The sequence below is a fragment of the Lysobacter sp. H23M47 genome, from assembly GCF_015209765.1.
GTDB classification, from domain to species: domain Bacteria; phylum Pseudomonadota; class Gammaproteobacteria; order Xanthomonadales; family Xanthomonadaceae; genus Novilysobacter; species Novilysobacter avium.
In genome coordinates, this window is record NZ_CP063658.1 from 745,371 (window position 1) to 757,013 (window position 11,643).

General features: G+C 59.9%; 9 protein-coding genes, 2 tRNA genes, 3 rRNA genes and 1 other RNA gene. 6 read left to right on the forward strand and 9 right to left on the reverse strand.

Going from position 1 to position 11,643, the window contains the following annotated elements:
- Positions 1–71: 71 nt before the first annotated feature.
- Entirely contained in the window at positions 72–1,364 is a 1,293-nt protein-coding gene (gene hemL, locus INQ43_RS03310) for a glutamate-1-semialdehyde 2,1-aminomutase (protein ID WP_194037098.1), read from the reverse strand.
- Positions 1,365–1,439: 75 nt separating this feature from the next.
- Positions 1,440–2,078, reverse strand: a complete 639-nt coding sequence (gene thiE, locus INQ43_RS03315; RefSeq protein WP_194037099.1) for a thiamine phosphate synthase — start codon at positions 2,076–2,078, stop codon at positions 1,440–1,442.
- Positions 2,079–2,143: 65 nt separating this feature from the next.
- On the opposite strand from thiE, the gene INQ43_RS03320 reads away from it, so the two are divergent.
- Positions 2,144–2,335: a rubredoxin gene (locus tag INQ43_RS03320; RefSeq protein WP_194037100.1), complete on the forward strand. Its 192-nt coding sequence runs from the start codon at positions 2,144–2,146 to the stop codon at positions 2,333–2,335.
- Here the strand turns inward: INQ43_RS03320 and INQ43_RS03325 are convergent.
- Positions 2,332–2,790, reverse strand: coding sequence for a DUF192 domain-containing protein (locus INQ43_RS03325; protein WP_194035722.1), 459 nt, complete (start codon positions 2,788–2,790; stop codon positions 2,332–2,334). The two genes, INQ43_RS03320 and INQ43_RS03325, sit on opposite strands and share 4 nt — an antisense overlap.
- Before the next feature lie 635 nt (positions 2,791–3,425).
- On the opposite strand from INQ43_RS03325, the gene INQ43_RS03330 reads away from it, so the two are divergent.
- The 5 genes from INQ43_RS03330 (at position 3,426) to rrf (ending at position 8,632) form a co-directional block, all read left to right on the forward strand.
- A 16S ribosomal RNA gene (locus INQ43_RS03330) occupies positions 3,426–4,970 on the forward strand.
- A gap of 134 nt (positions 4,971–5,104) precedes the next feature.
- A tRNA-Ala gene (locus INQ43_RS03335) sits at positions 5,105–5,180 on the forward strand.
- A gap of 28 nt (positions 5,181–5,208) precedes the next feature.
- Positions 5,209–5,285 (forward strand) — tRNA-Ile (locus INQ43_RS03340).
- A gap of 233 nt (positions 5,286–5,518) precedes the next feature.
- A 23S ribosomal RNA gene (locus INQ43_RS03345) occupies positions 5,519–8,399 on the forward strand.
- 118 nt (positions 8,400–8,517) lie between these two features.
- A 5S ribosomal RNA gene (gene rrf / locus INQ43_RS03350) occupies positions 8,518–8,632 on the forward strand.
- Together the 16S, 23S and 5S rRNA genes with 2 tRNA genes alongside form the textbook arrangement of a ribosomal RNA operon.
- 310 nt (positions 8,633–8,942) lie before the next feature.
- Here the strand turns inward: rrf and rpiA are convergent.
- The 6 genes from rpiA to INQ43_RS03380 all read right to left on the reverse strand — a co-directional run bounded on the left by rpiA (position 8,943) and on the right by INQ43_RS03380 (position 11,604).
- Positions 8,943–9,605: a ribose-5-phosphate isomerase RpiA gene (rpiA, locus tag INQ43_RS03355; RefSeq protein ID WP_194035090.1), complete on the reverse strand. Its 663-nt coding sequence runs from the start codon at positions 9,603–9,605 to the stop codon at positions 8,943–8,945.
- A gap of 7 nt (positions 9,606–9,612) precedes the next feature.
- Complete coding sequence (locus INQ43_RS03360) at positions 9,613–10,083, reverse strand: EVE domain-containing protein (RefSeq protein WP_194035091.1); 471 nt, start codon at positions 10,081–10,083, stop codon at positions 9,613–9,615.
- Positions 10,080–10,724 carry a 5-formyltetrahydrofolate cyclo-ligase gene (locus INQ43_RS03365; protein ID WP_194035092.1) on the reverse strand — a complete coding sequence of 215 codons (645 nt, stop codon included), beginning with the start codon at positions 10,722–10,724 and terminating at the stop codon, positions 10,080–10,082. The genes INQ43_RS03360 and INQ43_RS03365 overlap by 4 nt, the downstream gene beginning before the upstream one ends.
- A 116-nt stretch (positions 10,725–10,840) precedes the next feature.
- Positions 10,841–11,028: non-coding RNA, 6S RNA (gene ssrS / locus INQ43_RS03370), on the reverse strand.
- Positions 11,029–11,083: 55 nt separating this feature from the next.
- Complete coding sequence (locus tag INQ43_RS03375; protein ID WP_194037101.1) at positions 11,084–11,386, reverse strand: cell division protein ZapA; 303 nt, start codon at positions 11,384–11,386, stop codon at positions 11,084–11,086.
- Positions 11,383–11,604: a TIGR02449 family protein gene (locus tag INQ43_RS03380; protein WP_043957880.1), complete on the reverse strand. Its 222-nt coding sequence runs from the start codon at positions 11,602–11,604 to the stop codon at positions 11,383–11,385. The genes INQ43_RS03375 and INQ43_RS03380 overlap by 4 nt, the downstream gene beginning before the upstream one ends.
- Positions 11,605–11,643 lie beyond the last annotated feature (39 nt).

Genomic DNA, 11,643 nt, shown 5'->3' on the forward strand with positions numbered 1-11,643 from the left:
TGCCGCGGCTGGACAGACCGTTTTCGCAACTCCCGCGGCGCCGCCCACGTCGCCGCCGCGGGATCAGACCGTCAAGCCGCGGCAACCTCCGCGAAGGCGCCGCGCGCCGCCTCCAGGGTCTGGGCGATTTCCGCCTCTCCGTGGGCGCTGGACATGAAGCCGGCCTCGAACGCCGACGGCGCCAGGTACACGCCACGATCCAGCATGGCGTGGAAGAACCTGCCAAAGCGCTTCGCGTCCGACGCCGCCGAATCCTCGAAGGTCTCCACCGGACCCTCGCGGAAATACAGGCCGAACATCGCTGGCGCACGCGTCGTGTGGAACGCGACGCCCGCCTCGCGTGCGATTGCCTCCAGCCCGTCGCAGAGCGCGTTGGTGCTCGCCTCCAGCGCCGCATGGAAGCCCGGCGCCTGGATCAGCTCCAGCGTGGCCAGCCCGGCCGCCATCGCGACGGGATTGCCGCTCAGCGTGCCCGCCTGGTAGATCGGTCCGCTGGGCGCCACCTGGCTCATCAGGTCGCGACGACCGCCGTAGGCACCGACCGGCATGCCGCCGCCGATGATCTTGCCGAAGGTGCTCAGGTCGGGGGTAATCCCGTAGCGTTCCTGGGCACCGCCCAGCGCGACCCGGAAACCGGTCATCACCTCGTCGAAGATCAGCAGCGCGCCGTGGCGCGTGCACAGGTCGCGCAGGTGCTGCAGGTAGCCATCGCGCGGCAGGATGCAGTTCGCATTGCCGACGATCGGCTCGATGATCAGCCCGGCGATTTCCTCGCCAACTTCGTCAAACAGCGCGGTCGCCGCGTCGAAGTCGTTGTAGGGCAGGGTCAGGGTGAGGTCGGCCAGCGCCTTGGGCACGCCGGGGGAGTTGGGCAGGCCGAACGTCAGTGCGCCGCTGCCGGCCTTGACCAGGAAGCTGTCGCCGTGGCCGTGGTAGCAGCCCTCGAACTTGACGATCCGCGTGCGCCCGGTGGCGCCGCGCGCCACCCGAATCGCCGACAGCGTCGCCTCGGTGCCGGAGTTCACCATCCGCAGCATCTCCATCGAGGGCACGATGCGGCTGATCGCCTCGGCCATCTCCACTTCCAGCGCGTTGGGCACGCCGAAGCTGAGCCCGTCACGCATGGTCCGCGCGACCGCATCCAGCACCTGCGGATGCGCGTGGCCGGCGATCATCGGGCCCCAGGAGCCGACATAGTCGATGTAGCGGTTGCCGTCGACGTCGAACAGGTGAGGCCCGAGTGCGCGTGCAGCGAAAAACGGTTCGCCGCCGACCGACTTGAATGCGCGTACCGGCGAGTTGACGCCGCCGGGAAGAAGCTCGGCGGCGCGGGTGAAGAGGGCGTGCGAACGGTCGTGATTCATCGATTTACTCGGAAGGGGTGTGGGGTCTGATGGTGCGCGGCTGGATGGTGCGCCGCGTGCGACGGAGGCTATCGATCAAGGTGCCGTCGCGGACTGGAAGCACGCCAGGTAGCCGCGCACTGCAGCCGCCGGATCGGGCGCATCGAACACGCCGCTGATGACGGCCAGCAGGTCCGCGCCAGCATCAACCAGCTGACGGCCATTCTCGGCGGTGATGCCGCCGATCGCCACCCGCGGCACGTTGAGCGACGCCGCCTTACGCAGGAGGTCCGGCGTCGCGCGTCGCGCCAGCGGCTTGGTGGCGGACTCGAAAAATGCCCCGAAGGCGACGTAACTGGCGCCAGCAGCGACCGCTCGTTGGGCAAGCTCCAACCGGTCGTAGCAGGAGGCGCCAAGGATCGCGTCCGCGCCGAGCGCGGCCCGCGCCTCTGCGAGCTCGCCATCGTCCTCTCCCAAATGGGCGCCATCGGCTCCCATCGATGCGGCGAGTCGCCAGTCGTCGTTGATGATCAGCGCGACGCCGTGCCGCGCACACAGGGGTTGCAACGCCGCCACCTGGTGCCGGCGCATCACCTTGTCGGCGAGCTTGTTGCGGTACTGCAGCCATGTCGCACCCGCCGCAAGAACCGCATCGACCCGCGACAGCAGGCGCGCGGTGACTCTCTCGTCCGGGGTGATCGCGTACAGGCCGCGCGGGCTGCGGGTCTCATTCATCTGGCGCGTTGACCTCGTGCGGGGTAGTGGGACAATCAGGTCTTTCCGCGCGGCATTATCCCACCATGACCCAGAACACGACTTCCGCCGAATACCGCACCTGGATGTGCGTGGTCTGCGGGTTCATGTACGAAGAAGCCGAGGGCCTCCCAGAGGAGGGCATTGCTCCTGGCACCCGTTGGGAAGATGTTCCCGACACCTGGACCTGCCCGGACTGTGGCGTGACCAAGGATGACTTCGAGATGATCGAGGTCTAGCGCTGGCTCCCGGCGGTGGCATCGGGCACGCCAATCGCGGGTGAAATCCGCAATACCGCGCCATTGCGCAGCCCTATCTGCGCTGCCTGGCCGGCATTGAGCTCCAGTACGAAGCGAGCGGGTGCGTCACTGGGGTACGGAGGGCAACGGTCTCCCGCCGAGCATGGCGGCACGTCACGTTGCTGGGATACCAGGCGTCGCTCATTGTCGAAGTAGAGGATGTCCAGCGGGATGCGGGTGTTTTTCATCCAGTACGCCTGGGGTCCCTGCTCGTCGTGAATGAAGAGCATCCCGTGGCCGTCTTCCAGCGAATCGCGGTACATCAATCCTTGTGCGCGGCTGGCTGCATCCGCCGCCACCTCCACCTGGTAGCGCGTCCCTTCCAGCTCCACCCACCGGTCCATGCCGGATGCGCAGCCAGACAACAGCCATCCCATCAGTACACCCAGTGCCATCCGTCCCGCGTGTGCCATGCGCCGATCCATTCCTGTAGAGCCCGTAGGCGACCTTCCGGCACCTGCCGACGTTCCGTCAAGCGCTGCGGCGACGAGCTGCACCGCGCCAACAGGCCTGAAACGGGCGCCCGACGCACTATTTCCTCCAAACCCCTTCACAACCCCATCGCACAGGTGCATACTTTGCGGCCCGCCCCGGTCTGGACGACGCGGCAGGGTGAAGCGCCCGGTTCAGGTTTGGTTGTTGACGGACTGGAAAAAGGCGCTAAGATGGTCGGCTCGCCACAGCGCATAGCGCCTCGGTGGGTTCAGCGGGAAACGGATGTGACGAAGTTGTTGACGTCCCCTTGATCCGCTGTATGATGTGCGGCTCCCTTGAGTGCTTCGGCATCAAGGCACGGAACGCGGCGTTGAGGCCGGTTCCGGTGATCTTTGACAGTGTGCGCAGGTGACTTGTGCGGGCGTCTGGCCGGTGGACGGTTGTCCATTAGCAGATGTTCGACACAGTCCAAATGAAACAGATGCAGGCATCGCAAGATGCGTGTAGTTGAGTTATTTGGGTCTGGATAGACACTGCACTCAAAGCATAGGCAGAGCGAGACGCCCTTAAAAGCGTGGAGCCGAGTCGCAATACTTAAGTGAAGAGTTTGATCCTGGCTCAGAGTGAACGCTGGCGGCAGGCCTAACACATGCAAGTCGAACGGCAGCACAGGAGAGCTTGCTCTCTGGGTGGCGAGTGGCGGACGGGTGAGGAATACGTCGGAATCTGCCTTTTTGTGGGGGATAACGTAGGGAAACTTACGCTAATACCGCATACGACCTACGGGTGAAAGCGGAGGACCTTCGGGCTTCGCGCAGAAAGATGAGCCGACGTCGGATTAGCTAGTTGGAGGGGTAATGGCCCACCAAGGCGACGATCCGTAGCTGGTCTGAGAGGATGATCAGCCACACTGGGACTGAGACACGGCCCAGACTCCTACGGGAGGCAGCAGTGGGGAATATTGGACAATGGGCGAAAGCCTGATCCAGCCATGCCGCGTGTGTGAAGAAGGCCTTCGGGTTGTAAAGCACTTTTGTACGGGAAGAAAAGCAACCGGTTAATACCCGGTTGTTCTGACGGTACCGTAAGAATAAGCACCGGCTAACTTCGTGCCAGCAGCCGCGGTAATACGAAGGGTGCAAGCGTTACTCGGAATTACTGGGCGTAAAGCGTGCGTAGGTGGTCTGTTAAGTCTGATGTGAAAGCCCTGGGCTCAACCTGGGAATGGCATTGGATACTGGCAGTCTAGAGTGTGGGAGAGGGTAGTGGAATTCCCGGTGTAGCAGTGAAATGCGTAGATATCGGGAGGAACATCCGTGGCGAAGGCGACTACCTGGACCAACACTGACACTGAGGCACGAAAGCGTGGGGAGCAAACAGGATTAGATACCCTGGTAGTCCACGCCCTAAACGATGCGAACTGGATGTTGGGGACAATTGAGTCTTCAGTATCGAAGCTAACGCGTTAAGTTCGCCGCCTGGGAAGTACGGTCGCAAGACTGAAACTCAAAGGAATTGACGGGGGCCCGCACAAGCGGTGGAGTATGTGGTTTAATTCGATGCAACGCGAAGAACCTTACCTGGCCTTGACATGCACGGAACTTTCCAGAGATGGATTGGTGCCTTCGGGAACCGTGACACAGGTGCTGCATGGCTGTCGTCAGCTCGTGTCGTGAGATGTTGGGTTAAGTCCCGCAACGAGCGCAACCCTTGTCCTTAGTTGCCAGCACGTAATGGTGGGAACTCTAAGGAGACCGCCGGTGACAAACCGGAGGAAGGTGGGGATGACGTCAAGTCATCATGGCCCTTACGGCCAGGGCTACACACGTACTACAATGGTGGGGACAGAGGGCTGCAAACTCGCGAGAGCTAGCCAATCCCAGAAACCCCATCTCAGTCCGGATTGGAGTCTGCAACTCGACTCCATGAAGTCGGAATCGCTAGTAATCGCAGATCAGAATTGCTGCGGTGAATACGTTCCCGGGCCTTGTACACACCGCCCGTCACACCATGGGAGTGGGTTGCTCCAGAAGTAGCTAGTCTAACCCTCGGGAGGACGGTTACCACGGAGTGATTCATGACTGGGGTGAAGTCGTAACAAGGTAGCCGTATCGGAAGGTGCGGCTGGATCACCTCCTTAGAGATATAAAGGCAGCACCAAGCCTGTCAGGCGTCCGCACAAGTGACCTGCATTCAGAGTTCCGGTTGATCGCAAGATCAATGCGGGAGCGTCCGTTTTTGCGTATCGGCCTTGGCCGCGACGTGGATTAGCACGGGGCTTTAGCTCAGCTGGGAGAGCACCTGCTTTGCAAGCAGGGGGTCGTCGGTTCGATCCCGACAAGCTCCACCACGTTGATGTCCTGTAGCGCTCGACTTTTGGGTCTGTAGCTCAGGTGGTTAGAGCGCACCCCTGATAAGGGTGAGGCCGGTGGTTCGAGTCCTCCCAGACCCACCAAACCAACGCTTCCTGGACATTCTGAATGAGACTGCGCACACACACATAGATTTGAAGCGGATGGGCATTGTGGCCGATTCGCGTTCTTTGAAAATTGGGACGTAGCGAGCGTTTTGAGACGGAATGTCCATGACGTGTCGTAGAGGCTAAGGCGGGGGACTTGATCCCCTAATATTTGAAGTGAGACGTTGTGTTCGTGCAACGTATGACTCTGAGGCGACTTGGGGTTATATGGTCAAGCGAATAAGCGCACACGGTGGATGCCTTGGCGGTCAGAGGCGATGAAGGACGTGACAGCCTGCGAAAAGCACGGGGGAGCTGGCAATAAGCATTGATCCCGTGATGTCCGAATGGGGAAACCCACTGCGCAAGCAGTATTGCATGGTGAATACATAGCCATGCAAGGCGAACCCGGTGAACTGAAATATCTAAGTAACCGGAGGAAAAGAAATCAACCGAGATTCCCTGAGTAGTGACGAGCGAACGGGGAACAGCCCTTAAGTTGATTGAGTTTTAGCAGAACAACCTGGAAAGGTTGGCCATAGACGGTGACAGCCCGGTACGCGAAAAGGCTCTTTCAATGAAAACGAGTAGGGCGGGGCACGAGAAACCCTGTCTGAACATGGGGGGACCATCCTCCAAGGCTAAATACTACTGACCGACCGATAGTGAACCAGTACCGTGAGGGAAAGGCGAAAAGAACCCTGGTGAAGGGAGTGAAATAGACCCTGAAACCGTGTGCGTACAAGCAGTAGGAGCTCCTTCGTGGAGTGACTGCGTACCTTTTGTATAATGGGTCAGCGACTTACAGTTCGTGGCAAGCTTAACCGTATAGGGGAGGCGAAGGGAAACCGAGTCTGAATAGGGCGCATAGTCGCGGGCTGTAGACCCGAAACCGGGTGATCTAGTCATGCCCAGGGTGAAGGTACCGTAACAGGTACTGGAGGCCCGAACCCACTCCCGTTGCAAAGGTAGGGGATGAGGTGTGATTAGGAGTGAAAAGCTAATCGAACCCGGAGATAGCTGGTTCTCCTCGAAAGCTATTTAGGTAGCGCCTCGGACGAATACTGCTGGGGGTAGAGCACTGTTATGGCTAGGGGGTCATTGCGACTTACCAACCCATGGCAAACTCCGAATACCAGCACGTACTATCCGGGAGACACACGGCGGGTGCTAACGTCCGTCGTGAAAAGGGAAACAACCCAGACCCACAGCTAAGGTCCCCAATCAGTGCTGAGTGGAAAACGATGTGGAAAGGCACAGACAGCCAGGAGGTTGGCTTAGAAGCAGCCATCCTTTAAAGAAAGCGTAATAGCTCACTGGTCGAGTCGGTCTGCGCGGAAGATTTAACGGGGCTAAGCATTGAACCGAAGCTTGGGGTGCATACTTTGTATGCGCGGTAGAGGAGCGTTCCGTAAGCCGTTGAAGGTGGATTGAGAAGTCTGCTGGAGGTATCGGAAGTGCGAATGCTGACATGAGTAACGATAATGCGGGTGAAAAACCCGCACGCCGAAAGCCCAAGGTTTCCTTGCGCAATGTTAATCAACGCAGGGTGAGTCGGCCCCTAAGGCGAGGCAGAAATGCGTAGTCGATGGGAAGCAGGTTAATATTCCTGCACCTCGCGTAAGTGCGATGGAGGGACGGAGAAGGTTAGGTATACCGGGCGTTGGTTGTCCCGGGGAAAGCAGGTAGGCGGATCCCTTAGGCAAATCCGGGGGGTCATCAACGCCGAGCAGCGAGACCAGTCCATTAGGACGAAGTTACCGATACCACGCTTCCAGGAAAAGCTCCTAAGCTTCAGCTTACGCAGACCGTACCGTAAACCGACACAGGTGGGCAGGATGAGAATTCTCAGGCGCTTGAGAGAACTCGGGTGAAGGAACTAGGCAACATGGCACCGTAACTTCGGGAGAAGGTGCACCCCTGATGGTGGCTCATGCGAGCTATAGCTGTCGGGGGTCGCAGTAACCAGGCCGCTGCGACTGTTTATCAAAAACACAGCACTCTGCAAACACGAAAGTGGACGTATAGGGTGTGACGCCTGCCCGGTGCTGGAAGGTTAATTGATGGGGTCAGCCGCAAGGCGAAGCTCTTGATCGAAGCCCCAGTAAACGGCGGCCGTAACTATAACGGTCCTAAGGTAGCGAAATTCCTTGTCGGGTAAGTTCCGACCTGCACGAATGGCGTAACGATGGCGGCGCTGTCTCCACCCGAGACTCAGTGAAATTGAAATCGCTGTGAAGATGCAGCGTTCCCGTGGCAAGACGGAAAGACCCCGTGAACCTTTACTATAGCTTTACACTGAACGTTGAGTTCGTCTGTGTAGGATAGGTGGGAGGCTGTGAAACCAGGACGCTAGTTCTGGTGGAGCCAACCTTGAAATACCACCCTGACGTGCTTGACGTTCTAACCTAGGTCCGTTATCCGGATCGGGGACCGTGTATGGTGGGTAGTTTGACTGGGGCGGTCTCCTCCTAAAGTGTAACGGAGGAGCTCGAAGGTACGCTCAGCGCGGTCGGACATCGCGCACTGTGTGCAAAGGCATAAGCGTGCTTGACTGCAAGATCGACGGATCAAGCAGGTAGGAAACTAGGACTTAGTGATCCGGTGGTTCTGTATGGAAGGGCCATCGCTCAACGGATAAAAGGTACTCCGGGGATAACAGGCTGATACCGCCCAAGAGTTCATATCGACGGCGGTGTTTGGCACCTCGATGTCGGCTCATCACATCCTGGGGCTGTAGTCGGTCCCAAGGGTATGGCTGTTCGCCATTTAAAGTGGTACGCGAGCTGGGTTCAGAACGTCGTGAGACAGTTCGGTCCCTATCTGCCATGGGCGTTGGAGATTTGAGAGGGGCTGCTCCTAGTACGAGAGGACCGGAGTGGACGAACCTCTGGTGTTCCGGTTGTCACGCCAGTGGCATTGCCGGGTAGCTATGTTCGGAAGCGATAACCGCTGAAAGCATCTAAGCGGGAAGCGCGCCTCAAGATGAGATCTCCCGGGAGCTTGACTCCCCTGAAGGAACCATCAAGACCAGGTGGTTGATAGGCAGGGTGTGTAAGTGCAGCAATGTATTGAGCTAACCTGTACTAATGATCCGTGTGGCTTGACCATATAACCTCAAGTGGCCTTGGACTCGACGACGCGTCGACGACATTCCAGACCAGAACAATCACTCGCTACGTCCCACCCTCTGCAAGCTGGCGCACCCGTGCGCTGCTTCACCCCCTTGCCCAGTGACAATAGCTGTGTGGCACCACCCGATCCCATCCCGAACTCGGAAGTGAAACGCACACGCGCCGATGGTAGTGTGGCTTAAGCCATGCAAGAGTAGGTCATCGCTGGGCATTTACACCAAACGCCGGATCCCGCAAGGGTCCGGCGTTTTTCTTTGTGCGCCAAACGGGCGAAACACCTGACGGGTCTTCTGCAAGTACACGCCGGGAGTCTTATGGCGACGTTGCATTGATTCAAACAGGGGATCAGGCAAACAGTAGATCAGGCGTTCACCGCAGCTTGCACGAGCAGCACGATTACACAGACCAACCCGACGACCGAGACGATGCTGCGCGGAGTCACAGCGGTACATTACGCACAGGCAAAAGAAAGGCGCCGCAGCAAGGTTGCTGGGCGCCAATCTCTACATCATGCAGGAAGTCAGAGGATTCGCAGCGGCTCGCCACCGACAATCACCACGTCCGCCGCTCGCCGGGCAAACAGGCCCACCGCAACCACGCCGGGAATCTGGTTGATGGCGCTCTCCAACGCCAGTGGATCCGTAATGGCCAAGCCGTGGATATCCAGGATCAGGTTGCCGTTGTCTGTAACCACACCCCGCTCGTTGGCGTCCTGGCGCCATACCGGTTGGGCGCGTGTCATGGCCAGGATCTCCCTGGCGACGAGGCTTCGCGCCATCGGGATCACTTCGACCGGCAGCGGGAATTTGCCGAGCACATCAACCTGCTTGCTGGGGTCGACGATGCAGATAAACCGGGCGCTGGCTTCGGCGATGATTTTTTCCCGGGTCAGCGCCGCACCACCCCCCTTGATCAGCCGCTTGTGCGGGTCGCATTCGTCGGCGCCGTCAACATAAAGCGAAAGTGGCCCCGTGGCGTTCAGGTCATACACGTCGATGCCGGCCGCGCGCAGTAGCTCGCTGCTCTGATCCGAGCTGGAAACCGCGCCTTTGATGCGATCTTCCATGCGCCCGAGCGCATCGATGAACCAGGCGACGGTTGAACCGGTGCCGACTCCAATGATGGAGCCGGGTTCCACATACTCAATGGCCTTCTCTGCGGCCAGCCGTTTGGCGTCGGACATCGGGAACTTACTCGAGGGAAAGGAGGAATTTGTATTGGTCGGCAGCGACAGGAAAGACCGAAAGGCGATTGCCGCGGCGGATCAGGGCGAACTCCTCGCCGAGCTCATCGGCGTGGCCCTTGATCTCCTCAAGTGGAATGATTCGGTCCAGTTTGCGCTCGAAGCTGATGTCCACCAGCTGCCATCGTGGTTCTTCGCGGGTGGCTTTGGGGTCGTAGTATTTGGAGTCCGGATCAAACTGGGTCTCGTCGGGATACGCGGTGCTGGCCACGGTCGCAGTTCCTGCGATCCCCGGCACCTTTGTGTTGGAGTGATAGAACAGCACCCCGTCACCGACCTTCATGCCATCGCGCATGAAGTTTCGCGCCTGATAATTGCGAACCCCGTCCCAGGGCTCTGTCCCGACGCGCTGCAGGTCATCGATTGAAAACGCGTCAGGTTCGGACTTCATCAGCCAGTAGCGACGCCGTTTGCTCATGGGAACTCCTGATCGGGGGACGGTGAATTCCTGCTGCCCGCAAGGTCGCTTGCCGATCGGAAGTCCCAACTCCGCGTCTCGCAGCAGACTGCGTCCAGCGGCACGTCCCACGGGGCTGCCTCGATGGCCTCCTGTTGCTGCAGCTCGAATGCGGCACCTACCAGCCAAGGCGGGGCAGCGCCGTCCTTGCGGAAGGCGAAGCTGCGATCATACCAACCGCCGCCCATGCCAAGACGCGCACCCTGCAGGTCGAATGCGACCAGCGGGAGCACCACCAGGGTCAGGTCCTGTGGACGGAGGAGGCTGCCAGATGACACAGCCGGCTCTGGAATTCCGTAGCGGTTGTTGATCAGCGGATCCCCCGGCCGCCACGGCGAGAAGCCGAGTCGTTCGCCATCAAGCACGGGCAGGCAGTAGATGCATTCGCCGGGGAGGTTGAGCTGCCACGTGTGCAAGGCGATCTCGCCATCCATCGCCCAGTAGCCGGCGACGTATCCACTCGCTGGAGCAAACGGCAGGCTGAGGAGGTTCGCCGCAAGGGTGTTGGCAGCAGCAACGCGTTGTGCTGGCGGAAGTTCGCGACGCTTTTGGCGCATCCTTTCGCGTAGCTGGCGACGCTGCGCCGGTAAGTCGTCGGTCATCCTGCAGGAATCCGTTTCGCGCGCGGATAGGGTCCGTTCCACGAGAGGCTGTCGCAGCCTGGGTCCAACGATCGCCGCGCTCCCCCGGGCAGTCCGCACCCTGCTGGGAAATAATGAGATCCTCCGCCGATGTCGATGCGCGCGAAACGACCTTGAACCCGGGGTTCAAGTGGGAACGCTTGTCGGTCTTCGGGCTTTCCGCTACCAGGGCGGACTTGCACTCCGGACTTCCGTTGCATCCCCGCGGTCGCAATTAAGGGCCAAGGCGAATGTTTGCGCGCGCTGTCGTCCACAGCAGAGGACGAGTGGGAAGTATAGCGCGGGTCGGTGATCCCGGGGCGGGTGATCGGCGCTCGCGTTCAGGCGGATGAGTCGTTGAAGAGCCCGTCCAGCTTGCGATTGAGTTCGCCGAAGCTGCGCGAGAGATCTTTTTCGCGACGAGCGGTTTCCTCGCGCAGTTGCTCAAGGTCGTGGGCGAGGTTCAGCGCCGCCAGCACGGCGACCCGATCCAGCGCGGCCATCCGGTTACCGCCGCGAATCTCGCGCATCTTGGCATCGAGCATCTTCGCCGCAGCAAGCAGGCTGTCGCGCTCTTCTGCGACGCAGCCCACCGTGTATTCGCGGTCGAGCAACTGGATGCTGACGGGCTTCGCGTCGCTCATGTGTGCTGCTCCAGCGACTTGAGACGCACGATCATTCCTTCCACGCGTGTCCTGGCCTGCTCGTTCTTGGCCAGGAGGGCGGAACGTTCGTTGGAAAGCGTTTCCTGTTGCTGCCGTAAACTGCGGTTTTCGTCCTGAAGACGACGCATGCGTTCGGCCAACAGCTCAACTCGATCGAGCAAGGCTTGCATCTGGTTGAGCAATTCGGCGCGATCCATCTCCGCACGATAGGCAGGGGCTGGCGGTCGGTCAAGGAC

Coding starts and splice junctions, on each gene's coding strand:
- INQ43_RS03360 (WP_194035091.1), bottom strand. CDS start 10,083: ATGAGCAAACGGCGTCGCTACTGGCTGATGAAGTCCGAACCTGACGCG.
- thiE (WP_194037099.1), bottom strand. CDS start 2,078: ATGAATGAGACCCGCAGCCCGCGCGGCCTGTACGCGATCACCCCGGAC.
- hemL (WP_194037098.1), bottom strand. CDS start 1,364: ATGAATCACGACCGTTCGCACGCCCTCTTCACCCGCGCCGCCGAGCTT.
- INQ43_RS03365 (WP_194035092.1), bottom strand. CDS start 10,724: ATGACCGACGACTTACCGGCGCAGCGTCGCCAGCTACGCGAAAGGATG.
- rpiA (WP_194035090.1), bottom strand. CDS start 9,605: ATGTCCGACGCCAAACGGCTGGCCGCAGAGAAGGCCATTGAGTATGTG.
- INQ43_RS03320 (WP_194037100.1), top strand. CDS start 2,144: ATGACCCAGAACACGACTTCCGCCGAATACCGCACCTGGATGTGCGTG.
- INQ43_RS03375 (WP_194037101.1), bottom strand. CDS start 11,386: ATGAGCGACGCGAAGCCCGTCAGCATCCAGTTGCTCGACCGCGAATAC.
- INQ43_RS03380 (WP_043957880.1), bottom strand. CDS start 11,604: ATGGATCGCGCCGAATTGCTCAACCAGATGCAAGCCTTGCTCGATCGA.
- INQ43_RS03325 (WP_194035722.1), bottom strand. CDS start 2,790: ATGGCACTGGGTGTACTGATGGGATGGCTGTTGTCTGGCTGCGCATCC.